Source organism: Kribbella sp. NPDC051587 (assembly GCF_044453945.1).
GTDB lineage: Bacteria > Actinomycetota > Actinomycetes > Propionibacteriales > Kribbellaceae > Kribbella.
In genome coordinates this window covers 1-26,920 of the sequence record NZ_JBITDE010000014.1, presented here as the reverse complement: position 1 = coordinate 26,920, position 26,920 = coordinate 1, and the positions used below count along the sequence as shown (strand labels likewise).

Genomic DNA, 26,920 nt, shown 5'->3' with positions numbered 1-26,920 from the left:
TGATGGCTGAGTCGCGTGATCCCCAGAGCCCCGCCCAGCCGGCCGGCCCACCGCCGCCCGGTACCTGGGTCCTCGGTCGTGTCCGTGGCATCCGGCTCACGATGCGGTTCAGCTGGCTGCCGGTCGCGATGCTGCTGGCGTTCGGCTTCTCCGCGGTGATCGGCCAGCAGTTCCCCCAGATCGGGGTGTGGCGCTATGCCGCGGCGTTCGCGTTCGTGGTCGCGTTCACGCTGTCGATCCTGATCCACGAACTGGCGCACGCGCTGGTGGCCCTGCGGTTCGGCATCGGCGTGTCGGAGATCAACCTCGGGTTCTTCGCGGCCGGGACGCATATCGAGGGCGAGCGGAAGACGCCGTTCGAGGAGTTCGCCGTCTCCGTGGTCGGACCGATCGCGTCCTTGATCGTCGGGGGCCTGGCCTACTTCGGCGCGCGGGCCGTCGACGACGGCGGCGTCCTGTACATCGCGCTGTGGCAGCTGGCCGTCTCGAACCTGATCGTCGGCGTCACCAACCTGCTGCCCGGCCTGCCGCTGGACGGTGGCTGGGTGCTGCGCGCGATCGTCTGGAAGTTCACCGGCAACATGCACACCGGCACCATCGTGGCCGCCTGGGGCGGCCGGATCATGGCCATCCTGGTGCTCGCCCTACCGGTCATGCTGCAGGAGATCTGGGGCCGGCAGCCGACGCTGATCGACTTCCTGATCGCGCTCGCCGTCGGTTTCTTCCTGTACATGGGGTCGACCGCCCAGCTGATGAACGCCCGGCTGCGCCACAAGCTGCCGACGCTCCAGGTGCGCACGATGGCGCGCCGCGCGATCGCCGTACATTCCGGTACGCCGCTGGCCGAGGCGGTCCGGATGGCCGGGGTCGCGCAAGCCGGCGCGGTCGTGGTGATCGACGGCGAGGGCAAGCCGCATGCGCTGGTCTCGGAGAGCGCGGTCGCCGCGGTTGCGGAGAACCAGCGGCCGTGGACCACGGTGAGCGAGGTGTCCACGCGGATCGCGGCGGGCCACATCATCGGGGTCAACGACACCGGTGAGGAGATCCTGAAGACGCTGCGCGAGCACCCCGCCTCGGAGTACCTGGTCCTCGACGCGGCCGGCAGCGTGTACGGCGTACTGGCGACCGCCGACATCGAACGCGCCTTCCGGGGCCGCTGAGCCAAGTCGCCAGTACGGCGGACGCCGGCGACCGTCGTACCGGCCACCTGGGTGACGGCCGGGCGGTGACCGAAAGTTAAGGTGATCGCCTTATGGCTGACTTGCGCGACTTTCCCGACCAGGCGTTCTCCGGGGTCCATCACGGCCCGCTGCAGGCGGGGGAGTGGATCACCCTGCAGGACTCCAAGGGCCGCCGGCACTCCGTCAACCTGGAGCGCGGGAAGATCTTCCACACCACCAAGGGCGGGATCGAGCACGACGAGCTGATCGACGGCCCGGACGCCGTCGTGATCCGCTCCAAGGGTGGCGTCGAGTACCTCGCGCTGCGGCCGTTGATGGCCGACTACTCGGTCTCGATGCCGCGCGGTGCCGCGGTGATCTACCCCAAGGACACCGCGCAGATCGTCACGATGGCCGACGTCTTCCCGGGCGCGAAGGTGGTCGAGGCGGGGGCCGGGTCCGGCGCGCTGACCACCGCGCTGTTGCGGGCCGTCGGCATCCATGGCCAGGTGATCTCGTTCGAGCGTCGCGAGGACTTCGCCGAGGTCGCGCGCAAGAACGTGACCGGTTTCTTCGGTGCCGAGCACCCGGCGTGGCGGCTCGAGGTGGGTGACCTGGTCGAGAAGCTGGACGAGACCGAGGTCGACCGGATCATCCTCGACATGCTCGCGCCGTGGGAGTGTATCGACGCCGCGGCGGGTGCGTTGAGCCCCGGCGGCGTGTTCTGCGCGTACGTCGCCACCACCACCCAGCTGAGCCGCGTTGTGGAGACCTTGCGGGCACACGGCGAATTCACTGAGCCGCGCGCGTGGGAGTCGCTCGTGCGAGACTGGCATGTAGAGGGTCTGGCGGTGCGTCCGGGACACCGGATGCAAGGTCACACCGCCTTCCTGGTCACTGCCCGACGGATGGCGCACGGGGTTCAGGCACCCCGCAAGAAGCGCCGGCCGGCACCGGGCGCGTACGGCGACGACTACACGGGCCCCCGTCGCGGTGGCGGATCTGAAGATGTGCCGAAGACAACAGGTTCATCCGCAACCGACACGTGATGGGATTCAGCTTGCCCAGCGAGGTTTTCTGGGTAAGGTCCATAGGGTCGAGCCCCACATGGTGAGGTGATGATCGTGGCTGGAGACGAGAGTCCTACCGCGGCAGAGCTGCGTAACCAGGTCCGGTACCTGGAGGCCGAGGTCGCAGCGTTGCGGCGTCGGTTGTTGGAGCACCCGGCTGACAGCCGGTCGCTCGAAAGCAGGCTGTCCGAAACACAGGCCTCCTTGGCGAGTGTCACCGCTCAGAACGAGCGGCTGGCCGACACGCTGCGGGAGGCGCGAGAGAAGATCATCGCCCTGAAGGAGGAGGTCGACCGGCTGGCGCAACCGCCGTCCGGATTCGGCACCTTCCTCGGCCGCAACGACGACGACACGCTGGACGTGTTCACCGGGGGCCGCAAGCTCCGGGTGGCGGCCAGCCCGTCGATCGACCTGGACGAGCTCAAGCTCGGCCAGGAGCTGATGCTGAACGAGGCGCTGAACGTGGTCGAGGTCTGCGACTTCGAGGTCGTGGGCGACGTGGTGATGCTGAAGGAACTGCTGGCCGACGGCGAGCGGGCACTGGTGATCGCGCAGGCCGACGAGGAACGGGTCGTCCGGCTCGCCTCGCCGCTGCTCGACATCGCGCTGCGCACCGGCGACTCGCTGCTGCTGGAGCCCCGCTCCGGCTATGTGTACGAGAAGATCCCGAAGTCCGAGGTCGAGGAGCTGGTCCTCGAAGAGGTGCCGGACATCGACTACACCCAGATCGGCGGCCTGTCGGGCCAGATCGAGCAGATCCGGGACGCGGTCGAGATGCCGTACCTGCACAAGGACCTGTTCCTGGAGCACGAGCTCAAGCCGCCGAAGGGCGTCCTGCTGTACGGGCCCCCGGGCTGCGGCAAGACGCTGATCGCGAAGGCGGTCGCGAACTCGCTGGCCAAGAAGGTGGCCGAGAAGACCGGTGTCGAGGGCAGGTCGTTCTTCCTCAACATCAAGGGTCCCGAGCTGCTGAACAAGTACGTCGGTGAGACCGAGCGGCACATCCGCCTGGTCTTCCAGCGTGCTCGTGAGAAGGCCTCCGAGGGGATGCCGGTGATCGTGTTCTTCGACGAGATGGACTCACTGTTCCGCACCCGCGGCTCCGGTGTCTCCTCCGACGTCGAGAACACCATCGTCCCGCAGCTGCTCAGCGAGATCGACGGTGTCGAGGGCCTGGAGAACGTCCTGGTCATCGGCGCCTCGAACCGTGAGGACATGATCGACCCGGCGATCCTGCGGCCGGGCCGGCTGGACGTGAAGATCAAGATCGAGCGGCCGGACGCCGAGTCCGCCCGCGACATCTTCTCGAAGTACCTGACCACCACGCTGCCGCTGCACGCCGACGACCTCAGTGAGTTCGGCGGCGACCGGGCCAGCTGCGTGAACGGGATGATCCAGCGCACCGTCGAGCGGATGTACACCGAGGCCGACGAGAACCGGTTCCTCGAGGTCACCTACGCCAACGGTGACAAGGAGGTCCTGTACTTCAAGGACTTCAACTCGGGCGCGATGATCCAGAACATCGTCGACCGGGCCAAGAAGATGGCGATCAAGGCCTTCCTGGACGAGAACCAGAAGGGTCTGCGGGTGCAGCACCTGCTGCAGGCGTGTGTCGACGAGTTCAAGGAGAACGAAGACCTCCCGAACACGACCAACCCCGACGACTGGGCCCGCATCTCCGGCAAGAAGGGCGAGCGGATCGTCTACATCCGGACGCTCATCTCCGGCAAGCAGGGCACCGAGCCGGGCCGGTCGATCGACACCGCGACCAACACCGGTCAGTACCTGTAAGAGCGTGTTACCTCAGCTGCCCCGAAGCCGTCGGCTTCGGGGCAGCTGTCGTTCGGGCCTGCCATCGGTTGACCGCCAGCGGGGCCGCGGCGGCGACGCCGGCCTTGGCGAAGACGATCAGCCACAGGCCGGCCAGCACGAACAGCTCACGAGGCCGCATCCAGCGGTCCAGGCTGGTTCCGAAGGTGTTCAGTAGCCAGCCGCCACCGACGAGCCAGTAGGCGCTCAGGACGGCGTACAGGGCTCCGAGGGCACCGATCGTCCACGCGGCGGTGCTGGCAGCAGTTCTGGTGAGTTCGCGACGCACGCGGAGGAGTCTCTCAGGGGCGCTGCCCGGAGGCTGGGGACGGGTAGGGGTTTCCCCCGATAGCTGCGGCAGGCGGCCGGTCCTACCGTGAACGGTATGGCGACGGAAGATGTGCGCAAGGACCTGCGGGCGGCGGTGGCGGCTCGTCAGGAGCTGGGGCCGGAGTACGAAGCAGAGATCATCGAAGGCTTCCTGGAACGGCTCGACGCCCAGCGCCGCGCCACCGTCGTACCGGCGCAGTCCCAGCCCCCGGCCAACCCGAGCCGCGAACGCGACCCGGGCGGCCTGGCCCTGGCGATCGTCTCGATGAGCGTCGCCATCCCGATCACCGCAATCTCCGCGAACATGGTCGGCTTCACCGGCGTCGTCGTCAGCTGGGCCGGCCTGGTCGGCATCAACCTGGCCCGCGCCTGGGGCCGCCGCCGCTAGACCGGTACGCGCTGCCCCTGGGCGTCGTACGCGCGGATCTCCTCGGTCGGTGTCACCGGGTTCTTGCTGACCGGGATCGCCCGGCTGTCGGTGTAGGCGAAGCCGTCCGCGACGGCGCCCTTGACCCAGTCGCTCGCGCCGCCCGGCCACACGTACCGCGACTCGACCCGGGCGATGTCGGCGCGGGCGCGGTACAGCGTCCAGTGCTGGAAGTACATCTTCGTCGGCTGCGTACTCCAGCTGCTCCCGACCACCGTTGACAGTGCGTGGCGCGCGGTGGGCTGCTTGGCCCAGTAGGTGTCCTCGATCATGTAGACGCCGACGCCCTGCTGGCAGACGGCCCGCACCCCCTCGCCTTCCACCACCAACTGGACAAAGCGGCTGCCTGGCGCGGCGCCCTTGAGTCGGCGCGACCACAGCACCTGCAGGCCGCCAGGGCCGGAGCCCGGCACGTGACATGCCTTGGCCGCCTGGGCAGCCTCGGCTGCCGGCACCGGACCGAGGTCGACCGCGGTCGGGAACGGCAGGATGGTGGCCGACTGCGGCGGCATGCTGGGCGCGGGAATGGCGACGGATTTCGGGGACGGCGTCGTAGCGGCGGCTGGGGGCTGCTGCTGGTTGCCGGTGTGCTGTACGACGATGACGCCGCCCGCGACGACTGCCGCGACGGCGCCGACTGCGACCAGGGGCGCGGCCCACTTGTGCGCCGTACTGGAGGAGGGGCGGGTCTTGGTCATGACGTTGCGGCGCAGCCGGTCGTGCTGCGACTGGGTGAGCGGCGGAACGCTGGGTGGCTCGAGGTCGATCACGAGAGCTCCTGAAGGAAGTCACTGGACACGAGGTCGGGGAAGCGCCGTCGGGCCCGGTGCAGGCGGGCCTTGACGGTGCCGACCGGTACGCCAAGTGCGTCGGCGGCCTCGGCCTGTGTCAGACCGGCCCACACGACGAGCTCGAGCGTTTCGCGCTCATGGCGGGGGAGGCGGTCGACCGCTCGGCGGATCGCGGACATGCGGCGTTCGTCGTCCAAGCGCTGGACGACCGCCGTCGAGTGATCGGCGTCGGGTTCCGGATCGGGCAGCCGGTCGATCAGCCGCCGGATCCGGGCCGCGGTCCGGGCCAGCGTGCGGCACTCGTTCTGGGCGACGACCAGGAGCCAGCCGCGCGCCGTCGGCGAGGTCAGCGGCCCGGGCGGGTTGCGCTGGAAGCGGCGCCAGGTGTTGAGGAACGTGGACTGGACGACGTCCTCGGCTGTGCTCCAGGACGCCGTACGGCGGAAGGCGAACGCGTGGACGGCATCTGCGTGCCGATCGAACAGCTCACCAAGCGCCAGGTGGTCACCGCTGCGTAGCCGGTCCCACAGCTCGTGATCCGGTGGTGCCGTCACGGGCTCCGCCTCGTCGGTCAGGATGTTGGTCACACCAGTCAATGACCGGTCGTCCTGCCGATGGTTGCATCAGACGAGGTCGCGGATGTACGCGCCCAGGAGGGCCGTGGTGTCCGGGACGAAGGACCACTCGGCCAGACGTCGTACGAGCTCTGCTGGGGTCATCCAGGCGCCCCAGGCGACCTCTTCGGGCTGGTGGGTGACCGGGCCGTCCCAGACGCAGGTGTAGAGGTAGGCGTGGTAGTTCGTGAAGGCGTCGGCGTAGTCGCCTTCGGGCAGCTTGGTGAGCTCCGCGCCGCTGATGCCGAGCTCTTCGGCGAGCTCGCGCACGACCGCGTCGTACGGGTCCTCTCCGGCGTCGATGACGCCGCCGGCCATGAAGTCGTAGCAGGCCGGGTAGACGTCCTTGGTGTCGGTACGGCGGTGCACGTAGATGTCGCCGGCCGCATTCCGGACGAGTACGCCGGTCGCGGAGTGGCGCAGGTTGTCGCGGCGCATCACCGATCGCGGCTGCGCATCGATGACCACGTTGTCGTCGCTGAGAATCGCCACCATTTCGTCCACGCGGGCAGTCTCACACGAGCGCCTGTGCACAAAGCACCCCGGTTTGGGGGCGGAACCGCGTAGGCTCGTGGATATGAGTGTGCGGCGCATTATGGGGACCGAGACCGAGTTCGGCATCTCGGTGCCCGGCCAGCCCGGGGCCAACCCGATGCTGACCTCGAGCCAGGTGGTGAACGGCTACGCCCAGACGCAGCCACTGGCGCGCAAGACCCGGTGGGACTTCGACGAGGAGCACCCGCTGCGGGACGCGCGCGGCTTCGACCTGAGCCGGGAGGTGGCCGACACCAGCCAGCTCACCGACGAGGAGACCGGCCTGGCCAACGTCATCCTCACCAACGGCGCCCGGCTGTACGTCGACCATGCCCACCCGGAGTACTCGGCCCCCGAATGCACCAACCCGCGCGACGTGGTGGTCTGGGACAAGGCCGGCGAGCTCGTGATCATGGAGGGCGCGCGGCAGGCCCGGCAGATCCCTGGTGCGCCGCAGCTGAACCTCTACAAGAACAACACCGACAACAAGGGCGCGTCGTACGGGTCGCACGAGAACTACCTGATGCGCCGGTCGACGCCGTTCGCGTCGATCGTGCGGCACCTGACGCCGTTCTTCGTCAGCCGCCAGGTCGTCACCGGCGCCGGCCGGGTCGGGATCGGCCAGGACGGTGGCACGAACGGGTTCCAGATCAGCCAGCGCGCGGACTACTTCGAGGTCGAGGTCGGCCTGGAGACGACGCTGAAGCGGCCGATCATCAACACCCGCGACGAGCCGCACGCGAACCCGGACCGCTACCGCCGGCTGCACGTGATCATCGGGGACGCGAACCTGTCGGAGATCTCGACGTACCTGAAGGTCGGGACGACGTCGCTGGTGCTGGCGATGATCGAGGACGGCTGGCTGACCGACGACCTGGGCGTCGACCGCCCGGTCCAGGCGCTGCACGAGATCAGCCACGACCCGTCCTGCCAGCATCTGATGACGTTGAAGGACGGCCGCAAGCTGACCGCGGTCCAGTTGCAGACCGAGTATCTGGAGCAGGCGCGTAAGTACGTCGAGGACAAGTACGGCGACGACGCGGACCGCCAGACCAAGGACGTGCTGCACCGCTGGGAGCAGGTGCTCGACCAGTTGGCGATCGATCCGATGAAGCTGGCCGACCAGCTCGACTGGGTCGCGAAGTACAAGCTGCTGCAGTCCTACCGCGACCGCGACGGCCTGGAGTGGGACGACCCGAAGCTGCACCTGGTCGACCTGCAGTACGCCGACCTGCGCCCGGACAAGGGCTTGTACTACAAACTCGTCAGCTCCGGCCGGATGAAGCGTGTCGTCACCGACGAGGAGATCCGGATGGCGGTCTCGCACCCGCCGACCGACACCCGCGCCTACTTCCGCGGCCGCTGCATGCAGCAGTACGCGCCGCAGGTCGCGGCCGCTTCCTGGGACTCGGTGATCTTCGATCTGCCGGGCAAGGAGTCGCTGCAGCGGATCCCGACCCTGGACCCGCTGCGGGGCACGAAAGCCCATGTCGGTGCCCTTCTGGACCAGTGCGACACCGCGAGTGACCTGGTTCGCACCATCACTGGGGGTGCCGCCGGGTAGGGTCGCTCTTAGAAGCAACGGGAGAGCGGTTGGGCGTCTCTTCCACTGCGGTTCTAGGAGGTGTGTGCGATGGCGAAGGACGGCGGGCAGCAGCACAAGCAGCCGAAGCGTTCGACGACCGAGGAAGAGGTCGAGCAGTCGACCACGTCGGAAGACGTGGCCGAGCGCAAGGAACGGCTCGACGAGGACGTCGACTCGATCCTCGACGAGATCGACGAGGTGCTCGAGGAGAACGCCGAGGAGTTCGTCCGCGGGTTCGTGCAAAAGGGTGGGGAGTGAACCGCTCGATGACATTTGATGCCTCCGGCCGGTTGCCGGAAGCCTTCCTGACCCCAGGTGGCACGTCGTTCATGGACTTCCTGGCCGGGCACGCGCCCGACCTGTTGCCCGGACGGCGCAGCCTGGGGCAGGCCGACTTCTCCGACCAGGTCCCGCACGGTACGACGATCGTCGCGGCCACCTTCGCGGGTGGCGTGCTGATGGCCGGCGACCGGCGGGCCACGATGGGCAACATCATCGCCTCGCGGGACATCGAGAAGGTGTTCCCCGCCGACGAGTACTCGGCGGTCGCGTTCGCCGGATCGGCCGGGTTCGGGATCGAGATGGTCCGGCTGTTCCAGGTCGAGCTCGAGCACTACGAGAAGCTCGAAGGCACCACGCTCAGCCTGGACGGCAAGTCCAACCGGCTGAGCGCGCTGATCCGGGGCAACCTCGCGATGGCGATGCAGGGACTGGCCGTGGTGCCGCTGTTCGCGGGCTACGACCACGACCGTAAGGGCGGGCGGATCTTCTCCTACGACGCCACCGGCGGCCGGTACGAGGAGACTCACTTCCACAGTGTCGGTTCGGGCTCGCTGTTCGCCCGGGGCGCGCTGAAGAAGCTGTACCGCGAGGACCTGTCGGCGACCGACTGCGCGACGGTGGCGATCCAGTCGCTGATCGACGCGGCCGACGACGACTCGGCCACCGGCGGCCCGGACATGCTGCGGCGGATCTTCCCGGTGATCGGCGTGGTCACCGCCGACGGCTACCAGCGGCTGCCCGAGGACGAGGTCGCCACGCTGGTCGACGCGGCCTGGGCGCAGCGCCATGAGCGTCCCGACGGCCCCGCTTCGGCGTCCCTGACCTGACCCATCGACTGATAGAGGACGAATGAGCACGCCGTTCTACGTATCCCCTGAACAGCTGATGCGCGACCGGGCGGATTTCGCCCGCAAGGGCATCGCCAAGGGCCGCAGCGCGATCGCGCTGCAGTATGCCGACGGCATCCTGTTCGTCGCGGAGAACCGTTCGCCCGCGTTGCACAAGGTGGCCGAGATCTACGACCGGATGGCGTTCGCCGCCGTCGGCCGCTACAACGAGTTCGAGAACCTGCGGATCGCCGGCGTGCGCCTGGCCGACATGCGCGGGTACTCCTACGACCGGCGCGACGTCACCGGCCGGGCGCTGGCCAACGCGTATGCGCAGACCCTCGGCGCGATCTTCTCCTCCGGTGGCGAGAAGCCGCTCGAGGTCGAGATCCTGGTCGCCGAGATCGGCGCCTCCACGGCCGACGACCAGATCTACCGGCTCACCTACGACGGCTCGATCGCCGACGTCCGTGGCTATGCGGTGATGGGTGGTCAGGCCGAGCAGGTCGCGGAGTACGTCGGTGAGCACTACACCGAAGGCATCTCGCTGGCCGGGGCACTGCGCCTGGCCGTCGACGCCCTCGGTCACGACAGCTCCGAGCCGCGTGAACTGACCTCGGACCAGCTCGAGGTCGCCGTACTGGACCGGACCCGGTCCCAGGTGCGGAAGTTCAAGCGGATCTCGGAAGAGACGCTGGCCCGGATCCTGTCCGAGTCCCAGCCGGCCGCCGACATCGAGGAGGCCACCGCGGAAGCCGCCGCGTCGGCCGACGCCGAACCCGCGACCTCGGCCGGAACGTCGTCAGCGTCATCCTCGTCTTCGTCTGCGGACGATGACGATGCGCCGATCGCGCCGCCGGAGGACCCCGACGACAGTCGTCCGCTGTGACGGACCGAACCACCGACTCAGCCGTCACGTCCGACGTGACGGCTGAGTCGTCTCGGGCCGCCGACCCGCAGCCATGGGAGCTGCTGGGCGAGAAGGTCGCCTATCAGCGGTTCCTGACCGTGCGCGTCCGCCACTACCGGATGCCCAACGGGCACGAGGTCGACTGGGACGTCACCGGACCGGAGTCCGCGGAGAGGATCGCCAGCGGCGTCACCGTGCTGCCGCTGACCCCGGACGGCCGGATCGTGACGGTCCGGATGTTCCGTCCCGGTCCCGACAGCGTCGTCACCAACCTGCCCGGCGGACTGATCGACCCGGGGGAGGAGCCCGAGGCCGGCGGCGCCCGCGAACTCGAAGAAGAGACCGGCTACACCTGCGAAAGCATCGAGATCGTCGGCTGGCTCTGGGCCGGTACGTCGTCCACCTTCCGCAAGTACGTCGCCATCGCCCGCGGCTGCCGTCCCAACGGCAAACAGCAACTCGACGACGCCGAGGACTGTGTCCCGGTCGAGCTCAGCGTGGAAGAGTTCCGCGCCGAACTCCGGACGCCGGGCGCCATGACCGGCACCGACACCGCCTACGCGGCCCTGGATCACGCGAACCTCCTCTAACTCCGCCCCGCTCCGCCCGGGCTCAGTTCGCCCCATCCCGCTGGCCCCTAACCATCGGATCAAGGCCACCCACCCACCGGAACCGCAACGCCGCTTGTCCCGCTCGGCTCGCGATCGCGGGGACCCGATTTGCCTGGCTAGCCACCGAAATGCGGGGTTAGGTACCCGTATGAGGGTGTAGAACCCCTCATTCCAGTGGCTAGCCAGTGAAATGGCTGGTGGCCGATTGCTGGAGTTGGCCGCGATTGCCGGCCGGCGGAGAGTCTGTCGATGCCGGCAGTCAGATCTCCGAGGTACTGCGCCTCTGTTGGGCAGGGGACCTGCGAAGCCGTGTGTGGCTGGCGTCGTCGGGCGTGTTCGTCGGCTGGGCCGCGACGCCGTGGTGGTCTGGCCCGGTGGGTCTGAACGCGCTCCTGTGACCAAACTCGTCCGTAGCCGCGGTAGCGGAGTCAACGGCGGGCCCACCACCAGCAGCGTCGGCGGGGCGAGCGGTGGTGAGGGGGAGCAGGCGTGGGCGAAGGTATGCTGGCGCTGGGTCTGCGACTGGCGTTGAGGTGGAGTACCACCGGGGAGCGGCCTGCCGGAGGATCCGGCTGTCGCCGCGCGCCTGGGCATTTCGACTTGTTGCCCAGAGGAGTGCGCCCATGACCGCCGAACTGATGATCGGGACCGACCTCGCCGCCGAGATGGTGACGAACGCCGCCGTTCGTGCCGAGAAGCTGCGCGAATCATCCGGGGTGCAGCCGTGCCTTGCGACCGTGCTCGTCGGTGACGACCCGGCCTCCGCGACGTACGTGCGGATGAAGCAGAACCGCAGCAAGAAGGCCGGGATCGGCTCACGCAGCGTCGTGCTGCCGGCCGAGACCACCACCGCCGAACTGGTCGCGACGCTCACCGAACTATCGAGCGATCCCGAGGTGCACGGGATCCTGCTGCAGCACCCGGTGCCGAGCCACATCGACGAGCGCGCGGCCTTCGAGGCGATCGACCCGCGCAAGGACGTCGACGGGGTGACCATGCACTCGTTCGCGGCGATGGCGTTCGGCGAGCCCGGGTTCCGGTCGTGTACGCCGGGCGGGATCATGCGGCTGCTCGAGGCCTACGACGTACCGCTGTCCGGAGCGCACGCGGTCGTGATCGGCCGCAGCCCGATCCTCGGCAAGCCGGCCGGGATGTTGCTGCTGGCATCGGATGCCACCGTGACCTACACCCACTCGCGCACCGTCGGGCTGCCCGACATCGTCCGTACGGCGGACATCGTGGTCGCCGCGGTCGGCAAGGCGAACTTCGTCCGGGGCGACTGGCTGAAGCCGGGCGCGGTGGTGATCGATGCCGGATACAACGAAGGCAATGTCGGCGACGTGCACTTCGGTGAGGCGTCCGAGGTGGCTCGCCTGATCACGCCGGTTCCGGGCGGGGTCGGGCCGATGACGATCGCGCTGCTGCTGGAGCAGACCGTCGACGCGGCCGAGGTTTCCGAGACGGCTGTCCAGTCCGTGGAGACTCTGGCCTAGGCTGTAGAGGTTGCCGGAACAGTTTTGACGAGGAGGCGTGACGTGGCGGTGCGGGCGATCCGGGGAGCCACCCAACTGGATGCGGACGAGCGCGAGCACCTGCTCGAGCGGACCGCAGAGTTGGTGAAGGCCGTCCTGGAGGCGAATGATCTGGACAGCGCGGACCTGATCAGCATCCTGTTCACCGTCACGCCGGACCTGAGCTCCGAGTTCCCGGCGGTCGCCGGCCGTCAGATCGGACTGACCGACGTACCGCTGATGTGCATGCAGGAGATCGCCGTACCGCATGCGCTGCCGCGCGTGGTGCGGTTGATGGTGCACACCGAGTCGGATCGTTCCCGCGACAAGATCCAGCACGTCTACCTGCACGGCGCGACCGCGCTCCGTCCCGACCTGACAGGCGCCCAGTGACCGAACTACGTGGCCCGGTTCGCATCGTCGGCGCCGGACTCATCGGTACGTCGATCGGCCTCGCCCTGGCCCGGTTGGGTGTCGTCGTGGAGCTGGTCGACGCCAATCCCGACAACGCGCTGATGGCCGAGCGCATCGGCGCCGGATCACGGCTGGTGCAGATCGAACCGCAGCTCGTGGTGGTCGCCGTACCGCCGGATCACGTCGGCTCGGTGATCGCCGAGCAGCTCGCGCAGACCGACGCGATCGTCACCGACGCCGCGAGTGTGAAGTCGAAGCCGCTGACCGACGCCCGGCTGCTGTCGGCGGACCTGACCCGGTACGTCGGCAGTCACCCGATGGCCGGTTCGGAGCGCAACGGCCCACTGGCCGCGCGTGCTGACCTGTTCGACGGTGCAACTTGGGCGATCACCCCGCACGAGACGAGCTCGCCCGAGGCCGTCGAGCTCGTCCGCTGCCTCGCCGAGGCGTGCGGCGCGCGGACCGTCGAGCTGTCGGTCGAGGACCACGACATGGCCGTCGCCCGCGTCTCCCACCTGCCGCAGCTGATGTCGTCCCTGGCTGCAGGCACCCTCGTCGACGCCCCGAACTCACACCTGCAACTGTCCGGCCAAGGCGTTCGCGACGTGACCCGCATCGCCGCCGGCGACCCCGGCCTGTGGACCCAAATCGTCTCGGCGAACTCGGCCGCCCTCACCGGCCTGCTCGAGCAGATCCGCGACGAACTCGACCGCGTACTGGTTGCCCTCGGCAAAGAAGAGGCCGGCGACGAGCTCACCACCATGCTCGCCCGCGGCGTCTCCGGCGCGATCCGCGTCCCCGGCAAGCACGGCGCCCCGCACATCGACCTGGTCAGCGTCCTCGTCACCATCCCCGACCGCCCCGGCCAACTGGCCCGCCTCTTCAACGACGCCGCCGCCTCCGGCGCCAACGTCGAAGACCTCCGCATCGACCACAGCCCCGGCCGCCCAGTCGGTGAAGTCGAACTGCTGGTCCAACCAGGCTCCGACGACCAATTGGTCGCCACCCTCACCGACCGAGGCTGGGTCGTCCACCGCTAATCCGTACTTCGCTCCCTTTGTGGAGCCCTGGCGCCAAGGGGCGGCCCGGAGTATCCACAAACTGGCGCTCCCGCGCTCCTCGGCCTGCGGCCGGTCCGGGCGCGCGTTCGCTCCGATGCGGCCGGTTCGGTACGGCGGTTGGTTGCTCGCCGCGGCGGCCGATTTACAGTGGCGGGTGGCTGGGCTGGGTGCCTGGTTGCGGGGGTTGGTGCGGCCGGCGACTGCGTGTCCGTTGCCTGGGCTTCCGGGCTGTTGCTGAGGTCCACGACCTGCGTTGTCGGTGAACCTTTCGGCGCTATGTGCCGTGGCGATTTGGCAGGCGATCCTCCCCAAACCGGTTTGGGGAGGATCAGGTTTCGGGGTCGGGCCGTTTGGGGCGGATCTAGGACCGATCCGGGGGGTGAATCCTCCCCAGATCGCTGTTCGGGCGCGGCGAACCCTCCCCAAACCGGTTTGGGAGCCGTAGCGCGACAGGTGCTGTGTTGCCGAAAAGTCACCGATAACGAGCGGGCGGAACATCGGCGCGGGCTGGTCGCGTTAGTTGGTGGAGTTTGGGGACTCGGTGACGAAAATGCACCAATTAACGACGTTCCCCGGGCCGGCCGAGTCGCAGCGGCACCCCCAGCGACCCAGCAACTGCAGAACCACAGCGGAGGTCACTATTTAGGCCTCCTCGTCACTAGCCGCAACCAAAGCCCGGAAGCCCAAGCAACGTACACATGGTCGCCGACCGCACCATCCCCCTCAGCCAAAGACCGCCCCGCCACCCGTCTCTGTCAGCAGGCCGCGGCGGCGAGTAACCAGCCGCCGTACCGAGCCGGCCGCATGAACGACTGCAGGTAGTGGCGGGATCGCCACACCCGCACACCCGGCGCGGCGCGACGGAGGCGACGGGTGACTACGTGCAGTCGGTTGTGTCGGCGAAGAAGTCGCGGAGTGACTCGACGACCAGCGCGGGTTGCTCCTCCGGGAGGTAGTGGTCGCAGGGAAGGGCGCGGCCGCGGACGTCGGCGGCGTATTCCGACCAGACGGTCAGTACGTCGTAGTTGCCGCCGACGAAGCCGTGTTCACCCCACAGGGCAAGGAGCGGCATCGCCAACCGGCGGCCTGTGTCGGCGCGGTCGTGGGCGAGGTCGACTCCGGCGGCGGCTCGGTAGTCGGCGCAGGAGGCGGCGATGGCGGCTGGGTCGGAGAAGCAGCGGATGTATTCGCGCATGGCGGCCGGGTCGAAGGCGGAGCCGCCGTGGTGGCGGGCGTTCATCCGGGCGGTGATCCAGAACTCGGGGTCGCCGCCGATCAGTCGTTCGGGGATGCCGTTGCCGGCGGCAAGGAAGAACCAGTGGAAGTATCCGAGGCCGAACGCGAGGTCGGCGTTCTCGAAGGTGTGGCGGGTCGGCACGATGTCGAGCACGGCCAGCTTCGAGACGGCTTCGGGGGAGTCGAGCGCGAGCCGGTGCGCGACCCGCCCACCACGGTCGTGACCGACCAGCCCGAACCGATCGAAGCCGAGCGACCTCATCACGAGCAGCTGGTCACGCGCCATCGCGCGTTTCGAATACTCGTGGTCCCCGGCGGTCGGTGCAGGCTTCGCACTGTCGCCGTACCCGCGCAGATCGGTCAGTACGACGGTGTAGTCGGCCGCGAGCGCTGGCGCGACGTGATGCCAGATGGCGTGCGTCTGCGGGTAGCCGTGCAGCAGCAGAAGTGGCGGCCCGGAACCGGCGACCGCGCAGTTGATCTCGATGCCGTCGGCATCGATCTTCTGGTAGCTGAAGGCGAGCGGCAGGCTCATGTGAACTCCAGGAGGGCGCGGGTGAACTCCACAGTGGTCGCGGTACCGCCGAGGTCCGGCGTCCGGATCGGTGTCTTCGCCAGTACGTCGGCCATCGCCGTCCGAATCTGATCAGCCGCCTCGGGGTGCTCCAGATGATCGAGCATCATCGCGGCCGTCCAGATCGCACCCAGCGGATTCGCGATGCCGCGCCCGGCGATATCGGGCGCCGAGCCGTGCACCGGCTCGAACATCGACGGGAACTCGCGCGACGGGTTGAGGTTCGCCGCCGGCGCGATACCGATGCTCCCGGCAACGGCCGCGGTCAGGTCACTCAGGATGTCGCCGAACAGGTTGGAGCCGACGATCACGTCGAACCGCGCCGGATCGAGCACGACCTTGGCGCAGAGCGCGTCGATGTGCTCGGAGTTCCAAGCCACCGATGGGTGCCGGGCCGCGGTCTCGGCGACGATCTCGTCCCAGAAGGGCATCGTGTGGATGATCCCGTTCGACTTCGTCGCCGACGTCACGTGCCCGCGACGACCGGCCGCCAACGTGAACGCGTACTCCGCGATCCGCGAGACGCCGGTCCGCGTGAACACCGACTCCTGGACGGCGAGCTCCTCGGGGAACCTGCGATTCAGCCGGCCCCCGATCTCGCCGTACTCGCCCTCGACGTTCTCCCGGACGACCACGAGGTCGACCTCGCCGGCCCGCGCCCGCCGTACCGGACTCTCGACACCCTCGAAGACCTTCACCGGCCGCAGGTTCACGTACTGCTGGAACCCGCGGCGGATCGGGATCAGCAACCCCCACAGCGACACGTGATCGGGGACCGACGGATCACCGACCGCGCCGAGGAAGATCGCGTCGTGGTGGCGGATCTGGTCGAGTCCGTCGGTCGGCATCATCGCGCCGAGTTCGACGTACCGGCGGCAGGACCAGTCGAACTCGTCGTACGCGAAGCTGATGCCGTGGCGGCGGCCGACGGCGTCGAGGACCTGGCAGGCCGCGGGCGTCACCTCCTGGCCGATGCCGTCGCCGGGGATGAGTGCGATGCGGTGCGTGGTCATGAGCCGATCGCACCACGCCGGTGCGGCTGGGGTCCAAGACGAGTGATCACTACGGCATATCCACTGCGGCTATGAACGCTCGTGCGGCCGGTGTCAGGTCGGTGCGGCTGATCAGGCTGAGGTGCAGGCTGCGGGGCGGTGTGAGTTCAAGGACCCGAGCGCCGGTACGGCGAGCCAGCGCCGTCCATGCATCAGTCAGCACCGTGACACCGACACCAGCCAGAACCAGCGGCAGGATCATCTCGCGATGCTCAGTCTCCACGACCTCGGTCAGCGCGACACCGCTCGCCTGGATCTCGTCCACGACCCGGCGCATTCCGCTGCCGACCTGCCCGACGATCAGCCGCTGCCCAGCCAACTCCTCAGCCCGTACGGCGTCCTGTCCGGCGAACGGGCCATCCGGCGGGGCAACCACCATGAACCGTTGGTGCCCGAGCCGGTGCACCTCGATACCGGCCAGCGTCAGTGGTTCGGGGGAGGCGACCAGGCCCAGCTCGGTCTCACCACCGCGGACCCGGGCGACCACGTCGTCGACCGTGAAGGCGGCTCGGACGGTGACCGTCAGGCCCGGGTACTGCGCGGTGAAGGCCTGGATCATGCCGATGAGCGGATCCACGGACTGCGAGGGCATCGCCGCGATCTCGACCCGGCCGGTTCGAACAGCCGCGACCGAGTCGACCTGCGCCTTCGCGTTCTCCAGCCCGCGGACCACCTGCCGGGCCGGCTCGATCAGCGCCTGACCCGCCGAGGTGAGGACGAGTCGACGACCGACCCGCTGGAACAGCTCCGTACCGAGCTCGCGTTCGAGGGCCCGGATCGCCTGGGACAGGGAGGGCTGAGCGACGTACAGGGCCTCGGCAGCCCGGCTCACGGTGCCGTGATCGACCACCGCCAGGAAGTACCGGAGGTGCCGAGCATCCATGCCCGCAGTTTCACACACGGGCAGAGTTGGTCGAGGGCCATGTGGAACCAATAGGCCTCGGCGGCAGATATTCTCGGGCCATGATCATCGCTGTGGACGGGCCGAGCGGGTCCGGTAAGTCGAGTACCGCTCGGGGTGTGGCCGACCGGCTGGGACTGCGGTTCCTGGACACCGGGGCGACGTACCGGGCGGTGACGTGGTCGGCGATCGAGCACGGCCTGGATTTGGACGACACCGCGGCGGTCGCGCAGCGGGCACGTGAGCTGCGGCTCGAGCTGAGCACCGACCCGCTGCACCAGTTCGTGATCGCGGACGGGACCGACGTCACCGCGGCGATCCGGGAGCCGCGGATCAGTGAGCGGGTCAGCAAGATCGCGACCAATCTGGACGTTCGCAAGGAGTTGATCCAGCGGCAGCGCGCGATCATCGACGACGCCCAGCCCAGCGGCGGGATCGTGGTCGAGGGCCGTGACATCGCGACCGTGGTCGCCACCGACGCCGAGCTGAAGGTGCTGCTGACCGCGGACCAGGAGGCCCGGCTGGCGCGGCGCGGCGCCGAACTGGGCGCCGGCTCGGTCACCGCGGAGCAGTTGCGCGACCAGATCATCCGTCGCGACCGCGACGATTCCACCGTGTCGGAGTTCCAGGTCGCGTCGGACGGCGCGGTCACCATCGACTCCACCGATCTTTCCCTGGAGGAGGTCATCGACGTGATCAGCAGACTCGCCAAGGAGGCCTCGACAGGGTGACGGCCGAGCTCACCAGACGCCAGGAACTGCCGACCACAGACGATCTTCCCAAGCTGCCGTACCGGCTGGCTGTCCCGGTCCGGGCGGTCGCGAGCCGGTACTTCGCGCGCAAGTACGACCTGCACGTCCATCACCAGGAGCTGTTCCCGCGGACCGGCCCGGTGCTGATGACACCGAATCACCTGAGCCTGCTGGACGGCCCGCTGCTCGGGGCGACCGCGCCCCGGATGCTCCACCAGCTCGGCAAGATCGAGGCGTTCGGCGGCCTGCAGGGGCTGTTCCTGCGCCGGATCGGGCAGATCCCGATCGACCGGACGTCCTACGACCCGCTCGCGATCCGGCGGTCGATCAAGGTCCTGCGCGACGGCCGGGTGCTGAGCATCTACCCCGAGGGCACCCGCGGGGCCGGTGATTTCACCCGGATCCGGCTCGGAACGGCGTACCTGGCGATGGTCACCGGGGCGCCGATCCTGCCGGTGGCACTGCTCGGGACGCGGCTGCCGCACGGTGACGTGGAGGGTTTCCCGCCGGCTGGGAGCCGGGTCGACGTCGTGTACGGCGAACCGTTCACGGTTGACCGAGTATCCTTTCCTCGGCGGCACTCCGACGTACGGGCGGTTGCCGACCAGATCGGCGACATGCTGCGTGCCCATATCAAGGCCGCCGTCGCAGCCACCGGTCACCCGCTCCCGGGTGCGCCAGACAAGAAGGACCCTGATGACTGACCTGCCCACGGGCTACGACTTCGACGAAACGACGCACGAAGCGGAGGACTCCGGTCCGCTGCCCGTGCTCGCGATCGTCGGCCGGCCGAATGTGGGCAAGTCCACGCTCGTCAACCGCATCATCGGCCGCCGCGAGGCCGTCGTCGAGGACACCCCGGGCGTGACCCGGGACCGCGTCTCGTACGACGCCGACTGGGCCGGCCGTAGCTTCACCGTGGTCGACACCGGCGGCTGGGACCCGGACGCGGTCGGCATGGCCGCGCTGGTCGCCGCCCAGGCCGAGGTGGCGATCAACGCCGCCGACGCGGTGCTGTTCGTGGTCGACGCGACCGTCGGCATCACCGACGCCGACGAGGCCGTGGTCCGCGTCCTGCGCAAGTCCGGCAAGCCGGTCGTGCTGGCGGCGAACAAGGTCGACGACCAGCGGGTCGAGTCCGAGGCGATGAACCTGTGGGGTCTCGGCATCGGCGAACCGTTCCCGATCTCGGCCATGCACGGCCGGGGGACCGGTGACATGCTCGACGCCGTCCTGGCCGCGCTGCCCGAGGCCCCGCCCGAGCGCGACCCCGAGAGCGGTGGCCCGCGCCGGATCGCGATCGTCGGCAAGCCGAACGTCGGCAAGTCCTCACTGCTGAACAAGGTCGCCAAGGAGGACCGGGTCGTCGTCAGCGACATCGCCGGTACGACGGTCGACCCGGTCGACGAGCTGATCACGCTGGTCGGCAAGGAGTGGCGGTTCATCGACACCGCCGGTATCCGCCGCAAGGTGAAGAACGTCCAGGGCCACGAGTACTACGCCTCGCTGCGCACCAACGCCGCGATCGAGCGGGCCGAGGTCGTCGTGGTGGTGGTCGACGCGTCGCTGCCGATGACCGAGCAGGACATCCGGATCATGAACGCGGTCGAGGAGGCCGGCAAGGCCCTCGTCATCGCCTACAACAAGTGGGACCTGGTCGACGAGGACCGGCGCTACTACCTGGAGAAGGAGATCGACCGCGACCTGGTCCAGTTCCGCTGGGCGCCGCGGGTGAACATCTCCGCGCTCACCGGCCGGCACATGGAGAAGCTGGTCCCGGCGATCGAGGCCGCCCTCGACGGCTGGCAGACCCGCGTCCCGACCGGCCAGCTGAACGCGTTCCTCGGCCGGCTGGTCGCGGCGCACCCGCACCCGGTCCGTTCCGGCAAGCAGCCGAAGATCCTGTTCGGCACCCAGGCGACCACGATGCCCCCGACCTTCGCGATCTTCACCTCCGGGCAGATCGAGCCGTCGTACCAGCGGTTCATCGAGCGCCGGCTGCGCGAGGACTTCGGCTTCGTCGGCAGCCCCGTGCATGTCCAGATCCGGGCCCGGCAGAAGAACAAGAAACGCTGATCCGGCGAAGCTTCGGGGCTGGTTTGACCAGCCTTTGGACTGCCCTGAAATAGCTGGGCAGATAGGTGACCTGTCAGGCAGAGTGGTCGGTTCCGACACGCTCTCCGGAGGCCGCCCGTGTTCCGCTCGCTCAAATTTGCCCTGACGCTTGCCGTTGTGGCGACACCTCTCGTAGCCGTTACCGCCCCCGCGGTGGCGGCCGAGGTTGTCGGCGTCGCGCGCTCGTACGAGGTTGAGGCGGTCGGAGCTGTCCCGTCCGGCTGTACGACGCCGGCTGGGAAGGGTGCCGCGGTCGTCAGCTCGGAACGTGGCGCGAACGCCAGTGCGCGCTCTCTCCTCGTCAATGACGTGTCCGCCTCGTCGCACACAGTGATCACGTGCCCCCTGGATCCGGCACCGAGCACCTCACTGTCGTTCGCGACGTACCCGGCCAGCGTGCCCAACGGGTTCCTGGTCAGCCTCCTCGGCCGTTGGCAGGGCGGCGCGGCCGGCGTGATCTACCACCTGAACGTCCAGTCCAACGGCGCCATCCAGTGGTACGACGGCGCCAGCTGGTCGCCGCTCGCACCGGCCGGCACCGTGCACCTCGCCGCCTGGAACACCTTCCGGGTCGACGGGGGACCGGGCTCCGCGCAGGTGTCGGTCAACGGCGCCGTGGTCGGTACGGCGAATCGGGCCGGTACGGCGGCCGTCCTCGACCTGACCGGGTATCAGTTCGCCAGCAACGGCACTGTCCCGCAGGGCGACAAGGTCTTCTTCGACGATGTGCGGACCACGGCCGGCCGCGGATTCGAGTCCGAGCCGGTGGACGCCGTACCGGCTGGTTGCACCACGCCTGCCGGCAAGGCGGCCGGTGTGGTCAGCACGCTGCGCGCGAACACCGGAGCGCGGTCGCTGCGGCTCAACGATCGGGCCACCGACAAGCAGACCGTGATCTCGTGCCCGCTCGTGCCGCAGCGCGGGGTCGACCTGAAGCTCGCGGTCTACCCGGTCGCGATGGCCAACGGGTTCCAGATCTCGCTGCAGGGCCACATGGAAGGGTTCGCCGACCAGCGGCTCGTCTTCCACATCGCGATCGGGTCCGACGGCAGCTTGCGCTGGTACGACGGGAACTACTGGACGACCGTGAGCCCGGCGGGCGCCGTACGGATCGGGGCTTGGAACCAGGTCGCCGTACAGGTCGCTGCGGATCAGGAAGAAGCACAGGTCTCGGTGAACGGCGTGCGGCAGTTGGCCGGTGGGCCGATCGGGATGCGGCGCGTCACTGACCTCACGACCTTTGAGGTGTCGAGCAACGGGACCGCGCCGACCGGCGACGAGTTCTTCGTCGACGACGTCTCCGCGCTGCCCGCTGCCGACGTACTGCCGCCCGGATCGGTCACGGTCGGGCCGGCTGTCACGGTCGACTCGGTGAACAACGATCTGCTGCAGATGCCGCACTCAGCGGTTGCCAACGGCACCGAATCGCTGGTGACGTACGGCGCGCACGCCGACGTCACCGCCAGCAACGGCACACGCCTCGCCGCGTCACCCGACCAGGGCGGCACCTGGCAGCCCGTGCCTACCCGCAACCCGATGCCGACCGAGCAGTCGTACAGCTTGTCGAAGCTGCGCAACGGTGACCTGCTCGCGGTCTCATACCACACCTTCATGCGCACCGGGAACCGCAGCGCGGACGTCGAGTCCTCCGTGTCCCACGACGGCGGCCAGACCTGGAGCGCGATCCGCGTCGGCGCCATGACCACGCCGGTAGTCATGAAACCGATCAGCTCCACCAGCAGCCGGCCGGGCCGCACGATGGGCGGCTTCGTCCTGGTCCATGGCGTCGTGGAAGACCCGGACGGCACGCTGTACCAGTCCGGCTACGGCTACTACGACGGCGACGCCCGCTACCGCCAGATCCTCATCCGCTCCACCGACGGCGGACTCAACTGGACGACGCAGTCCACGATCGCCTACAGCGCGACCATCAACGGCGAAGGCTTCTGCGAAGCCGGTGTGGTCCGCACCGCCGACGGCAGCCTGCTCGCCGTCATGCGCACCGGCTCCTACCTGCAGATGTACCAGGCGCGCTCCACCGACAACGGCAAGACCTGGACCGCCCCCACACCCCTGCAAGCCAACGGCGTCCCCATGACCGGCGTCTTCCCAAGCCTCGTCCTGCTCCCCGACAACCGTCTCCTCCTGTACTACGGCCGCCCCGGCCAGTCCATGGCCGTCTCCAACGACGGCAACGGCACCACCTGGTCCCCACCCACCTACGTCGACTACCGCAACTCCGCCAACGGCTCCCTCATCCAAACCGGCCCCACCACCCTCCTGGCCTTCGGCGACCGAGGCGCCAACTGGTCCCTCAACAAGCCCCCCACCTCCACCATCTGGTCCCGAACCATCACCCTCCCACCCCGTTCATAACCACCCCCCGACATGGGGTAAGGTTTACCCCGTTCGGCTCCTGGGAGCCGGGCGGGCGGGCTGTGGCCTAGTGGTTAGGGCGCCGGTCTGGGGGACCGGAGGTCGCGAGTTCAAATCTCGCCAGCCCGACAATGGAGGAGCACCGATTCTGTCGGTGCTCCTCTTTATTTTGTTGCCATGACAGGCCTGGGGGATCGACGCAGCTGGACCGACGACGACCTGCGCTCGGCAGTGCGGAACAATCGCTCGTGGCGCGGGGTCGCCCGGGCAGTCGGTCTGAAGAGCGCGTCGGCGGGCGCGATTCGAACGGTGCAGCGGCATGCTGTCCGCCTCGAGTTGGAGACGTCGCACTTCACAGCACAACGCCGTTGGTCGGATCGCCAGTTGCGGGACGCCGTTGCTGCGGCAGGCAGCTGGGCCGAGGTGCTGGCCGCGCTCGACGTGATCGACAACGGCGAGAATCGCGTGCGGGTCAAGGGGCATTCGGTCCGGCTCGGTCTGGACAGCTCGCATCTGACGCCGCAGCCGATGCAGGCTGCTGAGGTGTTCGACGCCCCACTGGAGATGGACGCTCTCCGGTATGCGGCGTCCGGTGTTGCGATGGCCTGGTTCACGTTGCACGGCTGCGCGGTGGCGCTGCCGGTAGAACCCCAGGAGTACGACCTGCTGGTCACGACGTCGCGGGGCGTCCAGCGCGTACAGGTGAAGTCGTGCGCCGCGCGCAACGGTCGTGGCTACTGGAATGTGGGCGTCGGTCGGCGCCCGTACACGCTCGACAAGTCCGCCGGCAAGATGCCGTACGACCCGGACACGATCGATCTGTTCTTCATCTTGCTCGGAGACGGCAGCATCTTCGTCATTCCCAGTACTGTTCTCGCCGGGCGGGTGGGGATCTCGGCCGAGAGCTACCTGTCATATCGCGTGGGAGATGCATCGAGCTTGTTGCGGTGAGGGGGCGCCGGGTGGTGCCCCCTCACGGGGTCAGTGGATCTCGGCGAGTTCCGGCGCGGGCTTCTCTTCGACGCGGAGGGATTCGCCTTCGATGTCAACGTTCGGGGTGATGCGGTCGAGCCACTTCGGGAACCACCAGGCGGCCTTGCCCAGCAGGCTGAGGACGGCCGGTACGAGCGTCATCCGGACGATGAAGGCATCGATCAGGACGCCGATCGTCAGGCCGAAGCCGATGGCCTTGATGATCGGGTCGTGGACCAGGATGAACCCGGCGAAGACCGAGGCCATGATCAGGGCAGCCGCGGTGACGACGCGGGCGCCGTGGCCGAGGCCTTCGACGGTGGCGGCGGTGGCCTGCTTGCCGTGCACGAACTCCTCGCGGACGCGGGAGACGATGAAGACCTCGTAGTCCATCGCGAGGCCGAACAGGATGCCCATCATGATGATCGGCAGGAAGCTCACCATCGGACCGGGGTTGTCGATGCCGAACAGGCCGGCCAGGTGACCCTCCTGGAAGACGGCGACGGTGATGCCGAAGGTCGCACCGATCGTGAGGACGAACCCGAGGGTTGCCTTGAGCGGGACGAGGATCGAGCGGAATGCCAGCAGCAGAAGGAGGAACGACAGCCCGACGATCAGGAGGAGGTAGATCGGCAGCGCGTCGGCGAGCTTCTGTGAGACGTCGACACCGACCGCGGTGTTACCGGTGACCGAGATCGTCGCTCCGTTGGTGGCGAGCGGCTGCACGGTGTCGCGGACGTTCTTCACCAGGTCGGAGGTCGCCTCGGAGGCAGGTCCACTCTTCGGGATGATCTGCACCAGCTGCGTCGTACCGTCCTGGCTGGCAGCAGCGGGCTGAGCCGCGATGACATCGGGCAGCGTCGGTACCTTGGTCAGCAACTGCTGCACCACTGCGCCGGACTGCTTCGGGTCGTTGCTCTTCACCACGACGATCAGCGGACCGTTGGCGCCCGGACCGAAGGCCTCGGCGGTGAGGTCGTAGGCAACGCGCTGGTGACTGCCGGCCGCCGCGGAGGCGCCGTCGGGCAGTGCGAGCCGCATGTCCTTGGCCGGGATCGCGAGCAGCCCGAGACCAACGATGCCGACGGCAACGATCGGGATGCGGAAGCGGGTCACGAACCGGCCCCAGCGGAAGCCGAACCCCTCAGCCGGTACGACGGCAGCCGGCGTCTTGCGGATCTTGCGCGGCAGGATCCGGTCGCCGACGAAGCCGAGCATGGCCGGAACCAGCGTGAGCGCGACCAGTACGGCGGTCAGCACGGTCGCGGCGGCGGCGAGTCCCATCGCGGTCAGGAACGGTACGCCGACCACGGACAATCCGGCCAGCGCGATCACGACGGTCGCGCCGGCGAACAGTACGGCGGACCCCGCGGTCGCGGTCGCCCGCGCCACCGACTCCTCGGCGTCCAACCCCTCGGCGAGCTGAGTGCGGTGCCGCGAGCTGATGAACAGCGCATAGTCGATACCGACCGCGAGGCCGAGCATCAACGCCAGGATCGGACCGGTCGAGGAGACATCGGTGAACGCGGTCACGATGAACAGCCCGGCCATCCCGGCGGCCACACCGAGCAGGGCGGTCAGAAGCGTCATACCGGCTGCGACGAGCGAGCCGAAGGTGATGACGAGCACGAGTGCCGCGACGACGACGCCGATGACCTCGGTGACACCGATCTCCGGTACGCCGCCGACCACCTGGCCGCCCGGGACCACCTGCAGGTCACCCGTGCTGAGCGCGGACAGACCGTCGTACCCCTCGGTGCTCGCCTTGGAAAGCTCGTCGGCCGGCTTCGCGAACTGGACGCTGATCAGTCCGGTCCGCCCGTCCGGGCTGATCGCCTTGCTGGTGAACGGGTCGATCGCGGCGATCACCTCGGGCACTTTGGCGGCCTTGGCGACGGTCGCGCCGACGGCGGCCTTCACGGTCGGGTCGGCCAGCGTCTTGCCGTCCGGCGCCTTCACCACAATCGTCGCCGACGCGCCACTCGCGGCCGGCAGGTCCTGCTTGAGGGCGTCGAGAGCACGCTGCGACTCGGTCCCCGGGATCGAGAAGGTGTTGGTCGTGCCGCCACCGAGGGTCAGCGCACCGACCCCGAGCGCGACGATGAACACCGCCCAGATCGCGGCGACCAGACGCCGGCGCTGGTAGGAGAACCGGCCGAGCCGGTACAGGAGGTTGGCCATCGGATGGCATCCGTTTCTGACGTGCGGGCAGAGGCCGGCCGCCCGCGTACTCGGCGAGCCGGTAGAACAAACTCAGGTGGATCAGTTGGGTCTGAGCAGGCGGCGCAGCCCGATATCGCAGAACCGGCGTAGTTCCTCGTCGGTCCGGTCACCAGGGAAGCGGCACTCACCCATCAACCCGTTGATGGCGAACCCCGCCAGGTCGTGCTCCAGCGGATCGTCCGACCCGGCCAGAAAGTCCTTCAGCCGGATGCCGTCGGCCACCAGCTGCCTGAGCTCCGGGACCTCTTCGATCACCGGAATCAGCTCCTGCAGCACATCCATCACCCCGCGATAGCGCACCGCAAGATCAGTGAACTGGCCGATCGCGTACTCCTGCGCCTCGGCCCGTGGCATCCGGTCCGCGGCCGCCACGATCACCGTCAGGTCCGCCGCCGCCGGCTCCAGGACCGCAGCCAGTACGGCGGCCTTCCCGTTGAAGTGGTAGAGCACAGTCGCTTTCGAGCATCCGGCCGCGGTCGCGATGTCCTGCAACGACACCGCGCTGAACCCGCGCCCCTGGAACAACCCCATCGCCTGCCGCACGATCTCGTGCCGGGTGCGCTCTCGCGCCGGAGTCGTGGTCATACCCTCATCTTCCCTGACCGATCGGCCAGTTTTCAACCGATCGGTCAGGATTGTGCCCCGCATCACGAAATCACCTTGGGCACCCACCAGTCAGATTTGTGCGGGTGGTTTCAGCCGGTTGTTGCACGTAGCGCCTCGTTGAGGGCTTGGGCTGGAGTCTGCCAGCCCAGGGTCTGTCGGGGGCGTGTATTCAGCTTG

General features: G+C 68.6%; 26 protein-coding genes, 1 tRNA gene and 1 riboswitch. Of the genes, 18 read left to right on the top strand and 9 right to left on the bottom strand.

Annotation, left to right across the window (positions count from 1 at the left end):
- Positions 1-2 precede the first annotated feature (2 nt).
- The 3 genes from ACIA49_RS34895 (at position 3) to arc (ending at position 4,021) form a co-directional block, all read left to right on the top strand.
- Positions 3-1,160 carry a site-2 protease family protein gene (locus ACIA49_RS34895; RefSeq protein WP_396382418.1) on the top strand — a complete coding sequence of 386 codons (1,158 nt, stop codon included), beginning with the start codon at positions 3-5 and terminating at the stop codon, positions 1,158-1,160.
- 92 nt (positions 1,161-1,252) lie between these two features.
- Complete coding sequence (locus ACIA49_RS34890) at positions 1,253-2,209, top strand: tRNA (adenine-N1)-methyltransferase (protein ID WP_396382416.1); 957 nt, start codon at positions 1,253-1,255, stop codon at positions 2,207-2,209.
- Between the two features lie 69 nt (positions 2,210-2,278).
- A complete protein-coding gene (gene arc / locus ACIA49_RS34885) occupies positions 2,279-4,021 on the top strand; it encodes a proteasome ATPase (protein ID WP_396382415.1) in 1,743 nt (580 codons plus the stop codon).
- Between the two features lie 7 nt (positions 4,022-4,028).
- Here the strand turns inward: arc and ACIA49_RS34880 are convergent, their stop codons facing one another.
- Positions 4,029-4,328: a hypothetical protein gene (locus tag ACIA49_RS34880; RefSeq protein WP_396382413.1), complete on the bottom strand. Its 300-nt coding sequence runs from the start codon at positions 4,326-4,328 to the stop codon at positions 4,029-4,031.
- A 96-nt stretch (positions 4,329-4,424) separates the two neighbouring features.
- Here ACIA49_RS34880 and ACIA49_RS34875 point away from each other — a divergent pair, with 96 nt between their 5' ends.
- On the top strand, positions 4,425-4,757 hold the full coding sequence (locus ACIA49_RS34875) for a hypothetical protein (protein WP_396382412.1): 333 nt from the start codon (positions 4,425-4,427) through the stop codon (positions 4,755-4,757).
- Here ACIA49_RS34875 and ACIA49_RS34870 read toward each other — a convergent pair.
- From ACIA49_RS34870 to ACIA49_RS34860, 3 genes are read right to left on the bottom strand one after another with little or no spacing between them, the layout of a single operon-like run.
- Complete coding sequence (locus tag ACIA49_RS34870; protein WP_396382410.1) at positions 4,754-5,566, bottom strand: hypothetical protein; 813 nt, start codon at positions 5,564-5,566, stop codon at positions 4,754-4,756. The two genes, ACIA49_RS34875 and ACIA49_RS34870, sit on opposite strands and share 4 nt — an antisense overlap.
- Positions 5,563-6,174 (bottom strand): RNA polymerase sigma factor, encoded by a 612-nt coding sequence (locus tag ACIA49_RS34865; RefSeq protein WP_396382409.1) that lies wholly within the window; start codon positions 6,172-6,174, stop codon positions 5,563-5,565. Before ACIA49_RS34865 ends, ACIA49_RS34870 begins: the two co-directional genes overlap by 4 nt.
- A 36-nt stretch (positions 6,175-6,210) precedes the next feature.
- Complete coding sequence (locus tag ACIA49_RS34860; RefSeq protein WP_396382656.1) at positions 6,211-6,696, bottom strand: NUDIX hydrolase; 486 nt, start codon at positions 6,694-6,696, stop codon at positions 6,211-6,213.
- An 82-nt stretch (positions 6,697-6,778) separates the two neighbouring features.
- Between ACIA49_RS34860 and dop the strand changes: the two genes are divergently transcribed.
- From dop to ACIA49_RS34820, 8 genes are all read left to right on the top strand, one after another.
- Entirely contained in the window at positions 6,779-8,299 is a 1,521-nt protein-coding gene (dop, locus tag ACIA49_RS34855; protein WP_396382407.1) for a depupylase/deamidase Dop, read from the top strand.
- Positions 8,300-8,368: 69 nt separating this feature from the next.
- Positions 8,369-8,578, top strand: coding sequence for a ubiquitin-like protein Pup (locus ACIA49_RS34850; RefSeq protein ID WP_132411737.1), 210 nt, complete (start codon positions 8,369-8,371; stop codon positions 8,576-8,578).
- 8 nt (positions 8,579-8,586) lie between these two features.
- A complete protein-coding gene (prcB, locus tag ACIA49_RS34845; protein ID WP_396382405.1) occupies positions 8,587-9,429 on the top strand; it encodes a proteasome subunit beta in 843 nt (280 codons plus the stop codon).
- Between the two features lie 22 nt (positions 9,430-9,451).
- Positions 9,452-10,318: a proteasome subunit alpha gene (gene prcA, locus ACIA49_RS34840; RefSeq protein WP_396382403.1), complete on the top strand. Its 867-nt coding sequence runs from the start codon at positions 9,452-9,454 to the stop codon at positions 10,316-10,318.
- Positions 10,315-10,929 (top strand): NUDIX hydrolase, encoded by a 615-nt coding sequence (locus tag ACIA49_RS34835; protein ID WP_396382402.1) that lies wholly within the window; start codon positions 10,315-10,317, stop codon positions 10,927-10,929. The genes prcA and ACIA49_RS34835 overlap by 4 nt, the downstream gene beginning before the upstream one ends.
- Before the next feature lie 529 nt (positions 10,930-11,458).
- Positions 11,459-11,549: riboswitch (ZMP/ZTP riboswitch) on the top strand.
- Positions 11,550-11,573: 24 nt separating this feature from the next.
- Positions 11,574-12,443 carry a bifunctional 5,10-methylenetetrahydrofolate dehydrogenase/5,10-methenyltetrahydrofolate cyclohydrolase gene (locus ACIA49_RS34830; RefSeq protein WP_396382400.1) on the top strand — a complete coding sequence of 290 codons (870 nt, stop codon included), beginning with the start codon at positions 11,574-11,576 and terminating at the stop codon, positions 12,441-12,443.
- 42 nt (positions 12,444-12,485) lie between these two features.
- Positions 12,486-12,854, top strand: a complete 369-nt coding sequence (gene aroH / locus ACIA49_RS34825) for a chorismate mutase (RefSeq protein WP_391544425.1) — start codon at positions 12,486-12,488, stop codon at positions 12,852-12,854.
- Positions 12,851-13,915, top strand: a complete 1,065-nt coding sequence (locus ACIA49_RS34820) for a prephenate dehydrogenase (protein WP_396382398.1) — start codon at positions 12,851-12,853, stop codon at positions 13,913-13,915. The genes aroH and ACIA49_RS34820 overlap by 4 nt, the downstream gene beginning before the upstream one ends.
- An 898-nt stretch (positions 13,916-14,813) precedes the next feature.
- Here ACIA49_RS34820 and ACIA49_RS34815 read toward each other — a convergent pair.
- The 3 genes from ACIA49_RS34815 to ACIA49_RS34805 are packed head-to-tail and all read right to left on the bottom strand — an operon-like array spanning position 14,814 to position 17,681.
- Complete coding sequence (locus ACIA49_RS34815) at positions 14,814-15,707, bottom strand: alpha/beta fold hydrolase (RefSeq protein WP_396382396.1); 894 nt, start codon at positions 15,705-15,707, stop codon at positions 14,814-14,816.
- Positions 15,704-16,759 (bottom strand): tartrate dehydrogenase, encoded by a 1,056-nt coding sequence (locus tag ACIA49_RS34810; protein WP_396382394.1) that lies wholly within the window; start codon positions 16,757-16,759, stop codon positions 15,704-15,706. The genes ACIA49_RS34815 and ACIA49_RS34810 overlap by 4 nt, the downstream gene beginning before the upstream one ends.
- Before the next feature lie 49 nt (positions 16,760-16,808).
- Positions 16,809-17,681 (bottom strand): LysR family transcriptional regulator, encoded by an 873-nt coding sequence (locus ACIA49_RS34805; RefSeq protein WP_396382392.1) that lies wholly within the window; start codon positions 17,679-17,681, stop codon positions 16,809-16,811.
- Between the two features lie 80 nt (positions 17,682-17,761).
- On the opposite strand from ACIA49_RS34805, the gene cmk reads away from it, so the two are divergent.
- The 6 genes from cmk (at position 17,762) to ACIA49_RS34775 (ending at position 23,893) form a co-directional block, all read left to right on the top strand.
- Positions 17,762-18,430, top strand: coding sequence for a (d)CMP kinase (gene cmk / locus ACIA49_RS34800; RefSeq protein WP_396382390.1), 669 nt, complete (start codon positions 17,762-17,764; stop codon positions 18,428-18,430).
- A complete protein-coding gene (locus ACIA49_RS34795; protein ID WP_396382388.1) occupies positions 18,427-19,155 on the top strand; it encodes a lysophospholipid acyltransferase family protein in 729 nt (242 codons plus the stop codon). Before cmk ends, ACIA49_RS34795 begins: the two co-directional genes overlap by 4 nt.
- Positions 19,148-20,527, top strand: coding sequence for a ribosome biogenesis GTPase Der (der, locus tag ACIA49_RS34790; RefSeq protein WP_396382387.1), 1,380 nt, complete (start codon positions 19,148-19,150; stop codon positions 20,525-20,527). Before ACIA49_RS34795 ends, der begins: the two co-directional genes overlap by 8 nt.
- Positions 20,528-20,683: 156 nt before the next feature.
- The gene (locus ACIA49_RS34785) at positions 20,684-22,942 is read left to right on the top strand and encodes an exo-alpha-sialidase (protein ID WP_396382385.1); all 2,259 of its coding nucleotides are present in this window, start codon (positions 20,684-20,686) and stop codon (positions 22,940-22,942) included.
- Between the two features lie 56 nt (positions 22,943-22,998).
- Positions 22,999-23,071: transfer RNA gene (locus ACIA49_RS34780), tRNA-Pro, on the top strand.
- A 48-nt stretch (positions 23,072-23,119) separates the two neighbouring features.
- Positions 23,120-23,893 (top strand): group I intron-associated PD-(D/E)XK endonuclease, encoded by a 774-nt coding sequence (locus ACIA49_RS34775; RefSeq protein ID WP_396382383.1) that lies wholly within the window; start codon positions 23,120-23,122, stop codon positions 23,891-23,893.
- Between the two features lie 30 nt (positions 23,894-23,923).
- On the opposite strand, the gene ACIA49_RS34770 is transcribed toward ACIA49_RS34775, so the two are convergent.
- On the bottom strand, positions 23,924-26,095 hold the full coding sequence (locus tag ACIA49_RS34770) for an MMPL family transporter (RefSeq protein ID WP_396382381.1): 2,172 nt from the start codon (positions 26,093-26,095) through the stop codon (positions 23,924-23,926).
- An 81-nt stretch (positions 26,096-26,176) separates the two neighbouring features.
- On the bottom strand, positions 26,177-26,722 hold the full coding sequence (locus tag ACIA49_RS34765; protein ID WP_396382379.1) for a TetR/AcrR family transcriptional regulator: 546 nt from the start codon (positions 26,720-26,722) through the stop codon (positions 26,177-26,179).
- Between the last annotated feature and the right edge of the window lie 198 nt (positions 26,723-26,920).